Origin of the sequence: Polaribacter sp. KT25b, from assembly GCF_900105145.1 — a bacterium.
In the GTDB taxonomy this organism is placed as follows: Bacteria; Bacteroidota; Bacteroidia; order Flavobacteriales; family Flavobacteriaceae; genus Polaribacter.
Window position 1 is genome coordinate 3,383,910 of sequence record NZ_LT629752.1, and the last position, 15,669, is coordinate 3,399,578.

General features: G+C 28.6%; 12 protein-coding genes. 11 read left to right on the forward strand and 1 reads right to left on the reverse strand.

Features of this window, described 5'->3' with window-relative positions:
- The first annotated feature begins 7 nt into the window (after window positions 1–7).
- The 7 genes from BLT70_RS14635 (at window position 8) to BLT70_RS14665 (ending at window position 10,763) form a co-directional block, all read left to right on the forward strand.
- Window positions 8–1,387 (forward strand): TlpA disulfide reductase family protein, encoded by a 1,380-nt coding sequence (locus BLT70_RS14635; protein WP_091895949.1) that lies wholly within the window; start codon window positions 8–10, stop codon window positions 1,385–1,387.
- A 22-nt stretch (window positions 1,388–1,409) separates the two neighbouring features.
- A complete protein-coding gene (locus tag BLT70_RS14640; RefSeq protein ID WP_091895952.1) occupies window positions 1,410–3,377 on the forward strand; it encodes a protein-disulfide reductase DsbD in 1,968 nt (655 codons plus the stop codon).
- A 47-nt stretch (window positions 3,378–3,424) separates the two neighbouring features.
- A complete protein-coding gene (locus BLT70_RS14645; RefSeq protein WP_091895955.1) occupies window positions 3,425–3,802 on the forward strand; it encodes a hypothetical protein in 378 nt (125 codons plus the stop codon).
- Window positions 3,803–3,971: 169 nt separating this feature from the next.
- Window positions 3,972–6,572 carry a phosphoenolpyruvate carboxylase gene (locus BLT70_RS14650; protein WP_091895957.1) on the forward strand — a complete coding sequence of 867 codons (2,601 nt, stop codon included), beginning with the start codon at window positions 3,972–3,974 and terminating at the stop codon, window positions 6,570–6,572.
- Window positions 6,573–6,698: 126 nt separating this feature from the next.
- Window positions 6,699–8,234 carry a YifB family Mg chelatase-like AAA ATPase gene (locus tag BLT70_RS14655; protein WP_091895960.1) on the forward strand — a complete coding sequence of 512 codons (1,536 nt, stop codon included), beginning with the start codon at window positions 6,699–6,701 and terminating at the stop codon, window positions 8,232–8,234.
- A 192-nt stretch (window positions 8,235–8,426) separates the two neighbouring features.
- A complete protein-coding gene (locus BLT70_RS14660) occupies window positions 8,427–9,617 on the forward strand; it encodes a histidinol-phosphate transaminase (RefSeq protein WP_091895963.1) in 1,191 nt (396 codons plus the stop codon).
- Between the two features lie 3 nt (window positions 9,618–9,620).
- Window positions 9,621–10,763 (forward strand): permease, encoded by a 1,143-nt coding sequence (locus BLT70_RS14665; protein WP_091895966.1) that lies wholly within the window; start codon window positions 9,621–9,623, stop codon window positions 10,761–10,763.
- A gap of 497 nt (window positions 10,764–11,260) precedes the next feature.
- Here BLT70_RS14665 and ahcY read toward each other — a convergent pair whose 3' ends face one another.
- A complete protein-coding gene (gene ahcY / locus BLT70_RS14670; protein ID WP_091895968.1) occupies window positions 11,261–12,577 on the reverse strand; it encodes an adenosylhomocysteinase in 1,317 nt (438 codons plus the stop codon).
- Window positions 12,578–12,639: 62 nt separating this feature from the next.
- On the opposite strand from ahcY, the gene BLT70_RS14675 reads away from it, so the two are divergent.
- The 4 genes from BLT70_RS14675 (at window position 12,640) to BLT70_RS14690 (ending at window position 15,631) form a co-directional block, all read left to right on the forward strand.
- Window positions 12,640–13,266, forward strand: coding sequence for a 4'-phosphopantetheinyl transferase superfamily protein (locus tag BLT70_RS14675; RefSeq protein ID WP_091895970.1), 627 nt, complete (start codon window positions 12,640–12,642; stop codon window positions 13,264–13,266).
- Between the two features lie 51 nt (window positions 13,267–13,317).
- Window positions 13,318–14,301: a hypothetical protein gene (locus BLT70_RS14680; RefSeq protein ID WP_091895973.1), complete on the forward strand. Its 984-nt coding sequence runs from the start codon at window positions 13,318–13,320 to the stop codon at window positions 14,299–14,301.
- A gap of 80 nt (window positions 14,302–14,381) precedes the next feature.
- Window positions 14,382–15,014, forward strand: coding sequence for a nicotinamide riboside transporter PnuC (pnuC, locus tag BLT70_RS14685; protein ID WP_091895977.1), 633 nt, complete (start codon window positions 14,382–14,384; stop codon window positions 15,012–15,014).
- Window positions 14,975–15,631, forward strand: a complete 657-nt coding sequence (locus BLT70_RS14690) for an AAA family ATPase (protein WP_091895980.1) — start codon at window positions 14,975–14,977, stop codon at window positions 15,629–15,631. Before pnuC ends, BLT70_RS14690 begins: the two co-directional genes overlap by 40 nt.
- The last annotated feature ends 38 nt before the right edge of the window (window positions 15,632–15,669 follow it).

Genomic DNA, 15,669 nt, shown 5'->3' on the forward strand with positions numbered 1-15,669 from the left:
CACAAATATGAAAAAATTAGCCTTATTTTTTATTGCATTAACAATTTTCTCTTGTAAACAAGAGGTAAAAGTAGATTATGCCATTTTATCTGGTAAAATTGAAAATGCGGCATCAGAAAAAATTACACTTTACAATAGTTATGAGAGGAGTGACAAAAAAGAATTGACTTTAGAAAATGGTCAATTTACAGATACAGTAAAAATTAATAACGGTAATCAATTCTATTTAATACAAGGCAAAAATAATGTAAGTCTTTTTTTAACAGAAGGCGATAAATTAAATTTTAGCTATGATGCTAATAAAGTTGATTCAACTTTAACTTTCACAGGCAATAATAGTGCTATTAGTACTTATTTAGTTGAGAAAAAAATCAATAATAAAGATATAAAACTTAACACAGAAGACTTATATTCTCTTAACGAAGACGACTTTATTACTAGTGTTTTAAAGGTTAAAAAAGCACAAGAAGACTTTTTATACAATGCTACTAGTTTACCTGAAAGTTTTATAAAAAATGAAACTTCAAATATTAATTATGAATATTTAGCTACAATCTCTAATTACGAAAGTTATCATACTTATTTTGCAAAAATAAAAGGCGGCTTTAAAGCATCAGACAAAATTACAAGCAAATTAAAAGATCTTACTTATGAAAATGAAAACGATTTTCAGTTCTCTTCTAATTTTAGAAGTCTAGTAACAAAAAATTACCAAAATGAAACTGCAGATTTAGTGAAAGCAGATTCTATAGAACGTGATATTGCATACTTAAAAACCTTAGCTACTATTAAAAGTGATAAAATTAGAAATAAGCTATTATTTGATGATGCAAAATATGGAATTACGTTTACAAAAAATTTAGAAGATTATTATTCATTATATTCTAAAGCATCTACAAATCAATACAATAATGATAAAATAACAGAAATTTATAGGAATTTAAAAACGTTAACGAAAGGAAATGCTTCACCAAAATTTACAGATTATGAAAATAATGCTGGCGGCACAACTTCGTTAGATGATTTAAAAGGGAAATATGTGTATATGGATATTTGGGCAACGTGGTGTGGACCTTGTATTGGCGAAATTCCTTTTTTAAAAAAGATCGAAAAGTTATATCACGGTAAAAATATTGAGTTTGTAAGCATTTCTATTGATAAAGAAGCAGATCATGAAAAATGGAAAAAAATGATTGTTGATAAAGAATTAGGTGGAATTCAATTATTTGCAGACAATAATTGGGAGTCTCAATTTATTGAAGATTATTCAATTAAAGGAATTCCTCGTTTTATTTTATTAGATCCGCAAGGAAATATTGTTTCTGCAAATGCGCCAAGACCTTCTAATGAAAAATTAATAGCATTATTTGACGAATTAAAAATATAATAACACAAATTAGTTCACTTTTATGAAACAATTCTTTTTAATCTTTGTTTTATTTTTATCTTTTTCTACTTTTAGTCAAACGGCAGATGAGCCTATAAAAATAGAGACTTCTGTAAAAAAAATATCAGAAACCGAATATGATATTGTTTTTAGCGCAACACTTTTTAAAGGTTGGTATTTATATTCGCAATACAATCCTGATGAAGCTTCTTTACCTTTAGAAATTACAATTCAACAAGGTGAAACTGGCTATAAATTAGTAGGAAAAGCAGACGAAAAAGATACGTTTAAAAAATATTCTGATATTTGGGAGAAAGTAGAAATTGTATTTAAAGAAAAGGCACTTATTACACAAAGAATTGAACTTACAAACAAAGATATTACACAGATAAAATTAAATTTCTTTGGTCAAGTTTGTGAAACTGCTTGTATAAATATTGATGAAGATTTTAGTTTTTCTTTATCAGGAAACACCATAAAAGAGAAAGTTTCTATTGATGATAAAAGTAAAAATCTTACCAATAAATTACAGCTTAATTTAAAAAACACATCACTTTTAAAAAATTCTACAGAAAAAGAATCTGAAAGTTCTAATGGATTATTCAGTATCTTTTTCTTAGGATTTGTTGGTGGTTTATTAGCCCTTTTAACGCCTTGTGTTTTCCCAATGATTCCTTTAACGGTTTCATTTTTTACAAAACAATCAAAAAATAAAAAGAAAGGGGTTTTTAATGCCATTTTATACGGCGTTTTTATTGTTTTAATTTACATTTTATTAAGTCTCCCTTTTCATTTTTTAGATAATTTAGATCCAGAAATTTTAAACACAATTTCTACAAATGTTTGGCTAAATATGTTCTTTTTTGTGGTTTTAGTCTTTTTTGCGTTTTCTTTCTTCGGATTTTACGAAATAACATTACCAAGTTCTTGGGGAAACAAAATGGATTCGGCTTCTTCTGTTGGCGGAATTATTGGAATTTTCTTCATGGCTTTAACCTTAGCAATTGTTTCATTTTCTTGTACAGGACCAATTTTAGGTTCATTGCTTGCAGGTTCTTTAACTTCGGATGGAGGCGCAACACAATTAACCGCAGGAATGACTGGTTTTGGCTTGGCTTTAGCATTACCTTTTGCTTTATTTGCACTGTTTCCTAGTTGGTTAAACTCTTTACCAAAATCTGGCGGATGGTTAAATACAACCAAAGTTGTTTTAGGTTTTTTAGAATTAGCTTTGGCATTTAAATTTTTATCAAATGCAGATTTAGTGGCACATTGGGATTTATTAAAACGTGAAGTTTTTATAGGTATTTGGGTTGTAATCTTCATAGGTTTAGCCTTGTATTTATTTGCAAAAATTAAATTCCCGCATGATTCTCCAATCAAAAAATTATCATTTTCTAGAATTTCATTTGGCGTTTTAATCATCTCTTTTATTATTTATATTTCTCCTGGAGTTTTAAAAAATCCTACTTGGAATTTAAGCTTATTAAGTGGATTTCCACCTCCACAATTTTATAGTATTTACGAGCAAGAAAGCAATTGTCCTTTAGGCTTAAATTGCTACAAAGATTTTGACGAAGGTCTTGCTGCTGCTAAAGAAACTAACAAACCAATTTTATTAGATTTTACAGGTTGGGCTTGTGTAAATTGTAGAAAAATGGAAGAAAATGTTTGGAGCGAACCAGACATTTATCAAACATTAAAAGACGATTATATTTTAATTTCTCTATATATTGATGACAACGAAAAAGAGTTACCAAAAGAAGAACAATTCGATTTTTTAAAGAAAAACGGAAAGGTTAAAAAGATAGAAACTGTAGGTGATAAATGGTCTACTTTTCAGGTAATAAATTTTAAAAACGCATCACAACCTTTTTATGTTTTATTAAGTCCAGATTTAGAGGTTTTAAATAACACACAACAATATACCGATAGAGATACATTTTATAATTGGCTGCAAGAAGGTTTACAGGCTTTTAATAAAAAATAATTGTATATTTAGTCGTGTTTTAAAATTAACTTAAAACGGCTAATATTATGAGAAATATACACTTTTTTATTGCATTCTTTTTTCTTTTTAGTATTTCTATAAATGCACAAAAATCTGATAAAAATTTATTAAAAAAACCAGCAAGTATTTATACTTTTTCGGCTTTATCTAATGACAAAAATAGTTTCTCTGCAATAAATAAAAAGCTGAAATTAGCCAATTTCAGCTTTGTTTTTGTTGATGCTATTAATTTAGATTTAAATCAATTTTCTATTGATTTTAAAGATATAGGTAAAACACCATCGGCTTTTATTTATGATGATTATCAAAGATATCAAGATAGAAATTTATTAAAAGGTTTTTTGCTTAAAAACGATCCAACTCGTTGGAATTTACAAAACCAACAACACAATTTACAACCGTAAATTTATTTTAAAAAAGATAAAAAACAAGAGGCTTCATCAAAATTTATACATTTAGAAAAAATCGTATTAAATTTATATCGTTTTCGCAATTATTTAAACGATTATTCTCAAAAACCTAGGTTCTTTATTTTTGCTTTTTTGTAAATTCACATCATAAATATTTGAAGAAATGTCTGGATTCCCAAAAATAACAAGATTTAACGATAATGTACTGTCAAAATATCAAATTTACAACAGTATTTTTATCACACTTCCTTTTGATACCATTAACAATACTGGGGTTTTATTACCTCTTTTTCATAAAATTTGTAATAAAGGATTTAAAAAAGGATTAAATCCATCAGAAATTGTAGAAAAATTTTTTAAGAAATATTTAGAAAATCCTGCAGAAGACGATCAAAATCCTACAGAAAATGATAAAATAGATTTACTCTTTCAACTTATACAATACATCGAGCGACAAGTAGTTTTATTTGATGCCGTTGAAGATGCAGCTTTTCCTATTGTAAATAATATGGATGGTTTTGGTACACTTCGTAACTCTAGAGAAACGGCAATATTAAATGGTAAAAAAGAAGACTTAAAAAAACACTTAGAAGATTTTAAAGTACGTATTGTTTTAACTGCGCATCCTACACAGTTTTATCCTGGTTCTGTTTTAGGTATTATTACAGATTTAGACAAAGCCATTCAAAATAATGATTTATTACTTATTAAAAAATTATTGGCACAATTAGGAAAAACACCATTTTACAAAAAATCGAAACCTACACCTTTTGATGAAGCGGTAAGTTTAATTTGGTATTTAGAAAATGTGTTTTATCACTCTGTAAGTAAAATATACAATTATATTCAACAAAATATATATGATGGCGGCACAATGAACAACGAGATTATAGATCTTGGTTTTTGGCCTGGTGGCGATAGAGATGGTAATCCTTTTGTAACAACACAAATTACGTTAGATGTTGCAGAAAGATTGCGTCAAACCATTTTAAGAAATTATTACAGAGATATAAGACGTTTAAAAAGACGTTTTACTTTTGATGGTGTTCATGAAATTTTAGCTGGCTTAGAAAAACGTTTGTACAAACACGTTGTTAGAAGTTATGCAAAAGTTAATTTTTCTCAAAAAATTCTTTTAGAAGAACTTTATGCTGCAAGAGAAATTGTAATTAACAAACATCAATCTTTATTTGTAGAAGAATTAAACGACTTTATAAACAAAGTTAGAATCTTTGGTTTTCACTTTGCAACACTAGATATTAGACAAGATAGCAGAGTTCATCATAAAGCATTTACACAAATTGTAACAGATTTAATTGCAACTGGAGACACTACTTTTCCAGAAAATTATCATCGTTTATCAGAAGATGAACAGATTGCAATTTTATCATTAGTAAAAGGTAATATTGATCCTAAAATTTTAACAGATGAAATGTCTGTAAAAACAATTGAATCTATTTATGCATTAAAAACCATTCAACAAAGAAATGGAGAACGTGGTGCTAACAGATATATTATTAGTAATAATCAAAGTGCATTAAACGTGATGCAAACCTTTGCAATGTTACATTTATGTGGCTTTGAAAACGAATTACCGGTTGATGTAATTCCGCTTTTTGAAACTGTAGAAGATTTAGAAAACTCTAGTGACGTAATGCGCACTTTATACACAAATAACGCTTACAGATATCATTTAACCAAAAGAAAAAACAAGCAAACTATTATGTTAGGTTTTTCTGATGGAACAAAAGATGGTGGATATTTAATGGCAAACTGGGGAATTTTTAAAGCAAAAGAAGCGCTTACAAAAGTTTCTAGAGAATTTGATATTGATGTAATTTTCTTTGACGGACGTGGAGGACCACCAGCAAGAGGAGGAGGAAAAACACATAAATTTTATGCTTCTTTAGGTCCAACAATTGAAGACAAAGAAATTCAGCTAACAATTCAAGGTCAAACAATTAGTTCTAATTTCGGAACTTTAGATTCTTCGCAATATAACTTAGAACAATTATTAAGTTCTGGTATTAAAAACGACATGTTTACTAAAGATCAGTTAAATGATAAAGACAGAAAAATTATTGAAGATTTAGCTTCATTAAGTTATAAAACCTATGTCGATTTTAAAAATCATCCACAATTTTTACCGTATTTAGAAAAAATGAGTACGTTAAAATACTATGCTAAAACCAATATTGGTAGTAGACCTAGTAAACGTTCAACTTCTGATACTTTAGATTTTTCTGCATTAAGAGCAATTCCTTTTGTTGGTAGTTGGAGTCAATTAAAACAAAATGTACCAGGTTTTTACGGTGTAGGAACTGCATTAAAAAAATATGAAGACGAAGGTAGATTTGATGAAATTGTTGACTTTTACAACGAGTCTGATTTCTTTAAAACCTTACTAGAAAATAGTATGATGAGTTTAACCAAATCGTTCTTTGGCTTAACTTCTTATATGGCAGATGACCCTGTTTTTGGTGAATTCTGGCAATTGATTCATGAAGAATACAAAACCACAAAACGTTTGTTATTAAAACTTGCAGGACATACAGAATTGATGGAAAATCACCCAGTAGGAAAAGCATCTATTGCCATTAGAGAAGACATTGTTTTACCTTTGTTAACAATTCAACAATTTGCTTTAAAGAAAATTCAAGAACTTCAAAAAACAGAAGGAAATGAGAAAGAAATTGAGATTTACGAAAAAATGGTAATGCGTTCTTTATTTGGTAATATTAACGCAAGTAGAAACTCTGCTTAACATAAAATTACATTTCTTCGAAAGTAGAAATAACAAATAAAACTAAAAGTTTAGTATAAAATGCGAGCAAAATATTTTGCTCGCATTTTTTTATTCGTTAAGTTTCTTTATCTTTAAAGAAAAAAAATGCTTGTTAAAGTTTATGGCTCAGCCGTTTTTGGCATTGAAGCCACCACAATTACTGTAGAAGTTAATATTGATAAAGGAATTGGATACCATTTAGTTGGTTTGCCAGATAAAGCAGTGAGCGAAAGTTCTTATCGAATTTCTGCTGCACTTAACAACAATAACTACAAACTTCCTGGTAAAAAAATCATCATAAATATGGCTCCTGCAGATATTAGAAAAGAAGGTGCTGCTTACGATTTAACTTTAGCAATGGGAATTCTTACTGCTTCTAATCAAATAAAATCTACAAATATTCACGAATATATTATTATGGGAGAGCTTTCTTTGGATGGAAGTTTACAACCTATAAAAGGCGCCTTACCAATTGCCATAAAAGCAAGAGAAGAAGGTTACAAATATTTTATTTTACCTAAAGAAAATGCTAAAGAGGCTGCAATTGTAGACAATCTAGAAGTTTTAGGAGTAGAAAATATTATGGAAGTTATCAATCATTTTAATGATGATAAAAAGATTGAACCTACAATTGTAGATACAAGAGCAGAATTTTATAAAAACATCGATTTTCCAGAATTTGATTTTTATGATGTAAAAGGACAAGAATCTATAAAACGTTGTATGGAAATTGCTGCAGCTGGCGGACATAATATTATTTTAATTGGTCCTCCAGGATCAGGAAAAACAATGTTAGCAAAAAGGTTACCAAGTATTTTACCACCAATGACTTTACATGAAGCATTAGAAACTACAAAAATTCATTCTGTAGTTGGTAAAACAAAAAATAACGGATTACTATTTCAAAGACCTTTTAGAAGTCCGCATCACACCATTTCTGATGTTGCTTTAGTTGGCGGCGGACAATATCCACAGCCAGGAGAAATATCTTTATCACATAATGGTGTTTTATTTTTAGACGAATTACCAGAATTTAAACGCACTGTTTTAGAAGTTATGCGTCAGCCTTTAGAAGATCGAGATGTTACGATTTCTAGAGCTAAATTTACAGTAACCTATCCATGTAGTTTTATGTTGGTTGCAAGTATGAATCCAAGTCCTTCTGGATATTTTAACGATCCTAGTTCACCAATGACCTCTTCGCCACAAGAAATGCAGCGCTATTTAAGTAAGATTTCTGGTCCTTTATTAGACCGAATTGATATTCACATAGAAGTAACTCCCGTTCCGTTCGAAAAATTAACTGAAAAACGAAAAGGAGAATCATCTGTAGCAATTAGAAAACGAGTTACAGAAGCTCGAGAAATACAATCAGTACGTTTTAAAGGCTTTGAAAACGTACATTATAATGCACAAATGAATGTAAAACAAATTCGTGAGTTTTGTAAATTATCTCCAGAAAGTCTATCACTTTTAAAAACTGCCATGGAAAAACTAAACCTTTCTGCAAGAGCGTATGACAGGATCTTAAAAGTTTCTAGAACCATTGCAGATTTAGGCAATTCTAACGATATTTCTCCAGATCATATTTCTGAAGCTATACAATATAGAAGTTTAGATAGAGATGGTTGGTTGGGGTAATACACAAAAAAACACACAATACATTTTTCATATCAATTTAAAGATATTAGTCAATTATCAATATAATATTTTTAATTATAGCTATTTTTATTATCATATCAATAAATATAAGCTCAATTATTAAATTTTTGACACCTATAAAAAGAAATAGTTTTATAATTTAGTTGGAGTAAATTCAAATAAAATCCAACAATGAAAACAACAAACTTAAGCAGACGCGAATGGTTAAAAAAAGGAACATTAACTTTAGGTGCTTTAGCACTAGTTCCTCATGAAATTTGGAGTAGCAATGTAGAAATTTCTCAAAAAGAAAATAGCACCTTTCTATACAATTCTAATAACTATTTTAACGAGTTTACACCTCCTTTAATTAAAGAAGCAGATTCTTTAACTATTTTAAGAGCTAACGAAAACCCTTACGGACCGCCACCAAAATCTGCAGAAGCTTTTCAGAAAGAAGTATTTGGAGGGAATAGATATTCTTGGAAAACTTTAACCGATTTAAAGGCTAAAATTGCTAAAAACGAAGGTATAAACCCAAATCAAATATTAATGGGACCTGGTTCTTCTGATTTATTAGAAAAAGTAGCAATGGTTTTATTTCAAAACGGAGGTAATGTAGTTAGTGCAGACCCAAGTTATATGTCTTTAATTGTGGTTGCGAAATCTGTTGGTGGTAATTGGAAATCTTACAAATTATTAGATGATGCTCAGCACGATTTAGATGCAATGGAAGCCGGTATTGACGAAGACACAAAACTAGTTTATATCTGTAACCCAAATAACCCAACTGGCTCTATAACAGATGCAAAAAAATTGAAAGAATTTTGTAGTAGAGTTTCTGAAAAAGTGCCTGTTTTTGTAGATGAAGCTTATATTGAATTATCTAAAAACGGAATTAAAGATTCTATGAATTCTTTAGTTGCAGAAGGTAAAAACGTAATTGTTGCTAGAACTTTTTCTAAAATTCATGGAATGGCTGGTTTAAGAATTGGATACGCAATTGGTAAAAAAGAAACTTTAGATTCTATTTCTAAAATTACAAGAGGTGGAATGGGTATAACTGGGCCATCAATAGCTGCTGCAACTACCAGTTTAGAAAATACCGATTTTTTAGATATGTGTAAAACAAAAATTGCAAATGCAAGAAACTACACAATGTCTTATTTAAAAGAAAATAAATACTCTTATTTACCATCAGAAACCAATTTTATCATCTTTGAAATTCCTATGGAAGGAAAAGAATTTTTAAAAGAAATTTATAGCAAAAACGTTGCTGTAAGAGCTTTTAAATTTTGGGATAAAAATTGGTGTAGAGTTAGTATTGGTACTATGGATGAAATGAAAACCTTTACCAACGCAATCACAGAAATTTTTGCCTAATTTATGGATGGAGCTTTAGAAAAATCCATTTCATTTTTGCTGTTTATTTTTATAGGAGTTCTTTTAAAAAAGAAAATATCTGTTGGAGATGAGACGAATGGAATAAAAAGTTTAATTCTAACTATTGCTTTACCTGCAACCATTTTTATAGCGCTTTTAAAGGTTAAAATTGATGGAAATTTAATCCTTTTTCCAATATTGGCTTTAGGTTTAAATGTAATTCTCTTTGCAATTACACCTGTTTTGCTTTCGTTAATTGGCATAAATAGAAATTCTGATAAAGGAAGAAGTGCAAGATTATTACTACCTTCTTTAGCACCTGGCTTATCTTGCTTTCCTTTTATTTTAGAATTTTTAGGTGATAATTCTTTGGCAAAAGCTGCAATGGCTGATTTAGGAAACAAGTTTTTTGTCTTATTTCTACTTTATTTAGTGGCTTTAAAATGGCATTATAAAAATGCAGATTTCGAAGCAAACTCGCTTAAAACAAAACTAAAATCGCTAACAAAAACATTGTTATACGAGCCTGTTAATATCTTTATAATAGTAGCATTAATTCTAGTTTCCTTTGGAATTACTTTAGATAAAATTCCTAACTTTTTATCAAGTACTCTCACAAGATTGAGTTATATAATGACGCCTTTGGTGTTACTTTTTATTGGTTTGGCTGTAAAGTTTAAAAAACAACAATTTTTTCAATTGTTTTCTTTATTACTTTTAAGAGCAGGATTTACGTTACTTTTAATTGCTGGTATTGTATTTTTTGCAGATATTTCTATAAAAAAAGACATCTTAGTAATGATTGCTTTTTCATTAAGCTCAGCTAGTTTTTGGCCATTTGCTCATATTTCTGCAGTAAATTTTAGAGAACAAAAAGAAAACAACTGCGAAAAAACTTTCGACCCAAATTTTGCATTATCTATTCTTGCTCTTTCTTTGCCTATTTCTGTAATTTTAATTTTAGGAATTTTAACAGCAGGTAATACTTTTACAAGCATAAATAATATCTTGATTTTAGGCGTATGTTTATCTTTTATAGGGATAATTTATCCAATAATTTTAAAAATAAAATCTAGATTTTCTGTTTCTAAAATTGATGGTAAAACTTCAAAAAAAAGATCTGTTGAGTTTTTAGCTGATAAATAAAAATCATAAGAAAAGAAGAAATACAAACTGATAAAATAAAATTAATAAACTAATGAAGTAATATTTAAAATTACAGCCAATTTTTCCTTTAAATGTACTTGTATCAATCAATTTTAATATAAAATTGTCTTTTTTACATTTATTTGATTGGTTACATTTTAGCTTAATAAAATTTTAAAAAAAAACTAAAATTCGCGTTAAGGATTGAACGATCTGTTTGAGCTCTTTTTGTTTTTTCAACAAAAAAGCGAGTAGTGAAAGCCTGTTAAAACGCCCAAAAAAATGAGATTCCTTAATCGCCAAAAAAGGCTAATTTCGGAATGACAGAAAATGAAAAAAGCTGAAATGACAGATAAAGAAAAACCCTTTCAAATGAATGAAAGGGATTTATCTATTTTATGAAATTCCTCAAACGCTTAAAAAAGCTCATTTCGGAATGACAACGTTGTTTAGAGTTGTTGTCACTAATAACTAACGACTAAAAACCAACAACTATTTTAGTATCTATAATGTTCTGGTTTAAAAGGACCTTCTACAGTTACACCAATATAAGATGCTTGATCTGGTCTTAATTCTGTAAGCTCTACTCCTATTTTTGCTAAGTGTAATTTTGCTACTTTTTCATCTAAATGTTTTGGCAACATATACACGTCGTTTTCGTAAGCATCTTTATTTGTCCACAATTCTATTTGAGCCAAAGTTTGGTTTGTAAATGAGTTACTCATTACAAAACTTGGATGACCAGTTGCGCAACCTAAATTTACCAAACGCCCTTCTGCTAAAACAATAATATCATTACCGTTAATATTATATCTATCAACTTGTGGTTTGATTGTATCTTTAGTCTTACCGTGGTTTTCATTTAACCAAGCCATATCAATTTCATTATCAAAATGCCCAATATTACACACAATAACTTTGTCTTTCATTGCTTCGAAATGACGACCTTGAATAATATCTTTGTTACCTGTTGTTGTAATAATAATATCAGAATTTGCTATAACAGTTTCTAATTTTTTAACTTCAAAACCGTCCATTGCAGCTTGTAATGCACAAATTGGGTCGATTTCTGTAACTGTAACAATAGAACCTGCACCTTTAAAAGAAGCAGCTGTACCTTTACCTACATCACCATAACCACAAACAGTAACACGTTTACCCGCTAACATAATATCTGTTGCTCTACGAATTGCATCTACTGCAGATTCTCTACAACCATATTTATTATCGAACTTAGATTTAGTAACAGAATCGTTTACATTAATTGCTGGCATTGGTAAAGTTCCTGCTTTAACTCTATCGTACAATCTGTGAACTCCTGTTGTTGTTTCTTCTGATAAACCATTGATTCCTGCAGCTAATTCTGGATATTTATCTAAAACCATGTTTGTTAAATCTCCACCATCATCTAAAATTAAATTTAATGGTTTTTTATCTTCTCCAAAGAATAAAGTTTGTTCTATACACCAGTCAAATTCTTCTTCACTTAAACCTTTCCAAGCGTATACTTGCGTTCCTGTTGCAGCAATTGCAGCAGCAGCTTGGTCTTGTGTAGAAAAAATATTACAAGAACTCCAAGTAACTTCTGCTCCTAATGCTTGTAAAGTTTCTATTAAAACGGCTGTTTGAATTGTCATGTGTAAACATCCAGCAATTCTAGCACCTTTTAAAGGTTGGCTATCTTTAAATTCTTCTCTTAAAGACATTAATCCTGGCATTTCTGCTTCTGCCAAATTAATTTCTTTTCTTCCCCAATCTGCCAAAGAAATATCTTTTACTTTAAAAGGTATATAAGTAGCGGTTTTTGTGCTCATATTTTGTATATTTAATTTCTATTTTTTGCGACTGCAAAGTTACAACATAGATTTTTAAAAATATGGCTCTTTACAAAACATTAACGATTAACAAAACTACTAAAGTCCTAATTTGGAAGATAGAAGAAACTATAAATGAATTAAAAACAGGAATTACTTTATCTGAAAATAGTAAAATACGATTAGATGCTATGAAGTCTAATTTGCACCAAAAAGGTTTTTTAAGCATTAGACATTTACTAAAAGAACTTAATTTAACCGATGCTGATGTTTATTATGACGAATTTGGAAAACCTAATTTAACAAACGGAAGCTATATTTCTATTACACATTCTTTTAATTTTACTGCAATTATTTTTTCTGATGAAAGACCTGTAGGAATTGATGTTGAAAAACAGCGTGAAAAAATATTAAAGATTGCTCATAAATTCACACCAATTGAAGAGTACAAAACCATTGCAAATGTTGATGCTTTAATAAGTAAATTAACCATTGTTTGGGGTGCAAAAGAGAGTTTATACAAAATTTTCGGAAAGAAAAAAATCCGTTTTCTGCATCATATTTATGTTGATGATTTTAATTTTGCTGATAATAAAACTATTGGTGAAATTCGTTTTGATGGTAAAACAGATTCTTATACTATTGAGTTTTTAGAGTTTGAAGGTTTTACTTGTGTTTATGCGTATTAGTAACTACTGGCATCTTAATTGATATTAGAATCATTCACAAAATCAATCAATATGAAAAAGTTATTTATATTCTTATTTACGGTTGCTATTATTACTGGCTGCCAAAAGGATGAAAAACATATTTTTATTCCAGAAAATCACTTTAAAAAGTTTCAAACTGAAAAAATTCAAATTTTTGATTTAGATACTTTATCCTTTAAACAGATTATAGGTAAAAATGGAACAAAAATCTCTTTTAATAGAAATGATTTTATTATTTCTAAAAATAAAAAAATATCTTTAGAATTAATTGAGTTATACGATTTTAACGAAATTATCTATAAAAATATTAACACAATAACTACAGATAACGAGCTTTTAGAAACCAATGGGGTTTTATATATTTCTTTTAAATCTGATGAAAAAGAAATTGACTTAAAGTTAAATAAAAAAATTGTTGTTTATCCAGCTGAAGGAAAGCTACTTGACAATGATGTTTTCAAAACAAATACAGATTCTCTACAGAACATTAAATGGGAGTTACTGAAACAAGTTGATACGATTTTCCCTATTTACAAAGGTGGAGGTGTTTGGGTTTCAACTATAGTAAAGAAAGATTCTGTAGATTATTTCAAAAAACAGAATGAAAAACTATCGAAGTTTAAAAATTATAATTCTTTTATTAAATCTAAGTATCCAGCATATTTTCTTTTAGCAAACGATGACCTTGGATATATAAATATTGATAAATTAATAAATATCAAGGATAAAATAACTTTTAGTTTACTTGATAAAAAAGTTAAATTTCCAGGTTTCAATATCTATTTCACTTATGATAAATTAAAGTCATTTATTTATAATAGTCGATTAAAAGATGACCTAAAATTTGATAACATTCCTTTAAGTGGTAAAACTTGGATCACTATAATTGGAGAACAAAAAGGTATCTTATATTATGATAAAATTGAACTCGAAAAAGGCTTAAATAATTCTGAAATCATTTTAAACATGAAAGAGATTAGTATCAAAAATTTAGTATCAATTATAAATAATTAGTTTTCATTTTTGACAAGCTATAATAGAATTCTACAATTAACTCCTTACTTTTGATTTTTTAAAAAATCTTCATAAAATAAATGTCAGAAATTTTTAATTCACTTTTTGGACAATACAAAACCTATGAAACAATAGACATTGTACTAGAAATTATTGCAGTAATCTTTGGATTTTTATCAGTTTGGTATTCTAAACAAAATAAAATTTGGGTTTTCCCTACAGGAATGATTAGCACCTTAATTTTTGTTTACTTACTTTTAAAATGGGAACTTTTAGGAGATATGTTAATTAACGGTTATTACTTTATAATGAGCGTTTATGGTTGGTATATTTGGACATATAAAAGCGATGGCGAACATGAAACTCCGATTTCGACAACGACAACAAAAGAAAAAAAATTAAGTGTTTTCATTTTTATAGCAACACTTATTTTTGTGTACGCTGTGTATTCTTATTTTGAAAAATGGACAAGTTGGACTGCTTATGTAGACACAGTTACAACAGCAATTTTCTTTGTAGGAATGTGGTTAATGGCAAAACGAAAAATAGAAAACTGGATTTATTGGATTATTGGAGACATTATCTCTGCTCCATTATATTTTTATAAAGGATTTACTTTTACTAGTTTTCAATATTTAATATTTACATTTATAGCAATATCTGGTTATTTAGCATGGAAAAAAAGCTTAAACAAAAACCCATCAACCTTGTAAAGGTTGTTTTATTTGGACCTGAATCTTCAGGAAAAACAACACTTTCTCGTCAATTAGCACGTTATTACCACACTGTTTGGGCGCCAGAATATGCACGTGAATATTTACAAAATAAATGGAATAACGAACGTAAAACTTGTGAAGCAGAAGATTTAATTCCTATTGCAATTGGGCAAATGAAATTGGAAAATAAATTGGCTAAAAGAGCTGATAAAATTTTAATTTGCGACACCGATTTACTAGAAACCAAAGTATATTCAGAAGAATTTTATGGTGGTTTTGTTGATGAATTGTTAAACAAAGCTGCAAACGAAAATAAATATGATTTATATCTTTTAACATATATAGATACACCTTGGGAAGAAGATGATTTACGAGACAGACCAGAACAACGTTTAGAAATGTTTAATGCTTTTGAAACTGCTTTAAAAACACATAACAGACCTTATATTTTGTTAAAAGGAGATAGAGAAACGCGTTTAAAAAATGCAACTGAAGCTATTGATAAAATTATTTCTGAGAAAGAAAACTTACATTCTTTTTCTGATTCTTTATTAGATATAGACATGCATTTTTTACATCAAAATAACGATTTTGGCACTAATTTAGATTATTAAATAAAAAGAAATTAAAGAAAAGAATCTTCAATTTTATT

Coding starts and splice junctions, on each gene's coding strand:
- BLT70_RS14680 (WP_091895973.1), top strand. CDS start 13,318: ATGAAAAAGTTATTTATATTCTTATTTACGGTTGCTATTATTACTGGC.
- BLT70_RS14675 (WP_091895970.1), top strand. CDS start 12,640: ATGGCTCTTTACAAAACATTAACGATTAACAAAACTACTAAAGTCCTA.
- pnuC (WP_091895977.1), top strand. CDS start 14,382: ATGTCAGAAATTTTTAATTCACTTTTTGGACAATACAAAACCTATGAA.
- BLT70_RS14655 (WP_091895960.1), top strand. CDS start 6,699: ATGCTTGTTAAAGTTTATGGCTCAGCCGTTTTTGGCATTGAAGCCACC.
- BLT70_RS14635 (WP_091895949.1), top strand. CDS start 8: ATGAAAAAATTAGCCTTATTTTTTATTGCATTAACAATTTTCTCTTGT.
- BLT70_RS14690 (WP_091895980.1), top strand. CDS start 14,975: ATGGAAAAAAAGCTTAAACAAAAACCCATCAACCTTGTAAAGGTTGTT.
- BLT70_RS14645 (WP_091895955.1), top strand. CDS start 3,425: ATGAGAAATATACACTTTTTTATTGCATTCTTTTTTCTTTTTAGTATT.
- BLT70_RS14665 (WP_091895966.1), top strand. CDS start 9,621: ATGGATGGAGCTTTAGAAAAATCCATTTCATTTTTGCTGTTTATTTTT.
- BLT70_RS14640 (WP_091895952.1), top strand. CDS start 1,410: ATGAAACAATTCTTTTTAATCTTTGTTTTATTTTTATCTTTTTCTACT.
- ahcY (WP_091895968.1), bottom strand. CDS start 12,577: ATGAGCACAAAAACCGCTACTTATATACCTTTTAAAGTAAAAGATATT.
- BLT70_RS14660 (WP_091895963.1), top strand. CDS start 8,427: ATGAAAACAACAAACTTAAGCAGACGCGAATGGTTAAAAAAAGGAACA.
- BLT70_RS14650 (WP_091895957.1), top strand. CDS start 3,972: ATGTCTGGATTCCCAAAAATAACAAGATTTAACGATAATGTACTGTCA.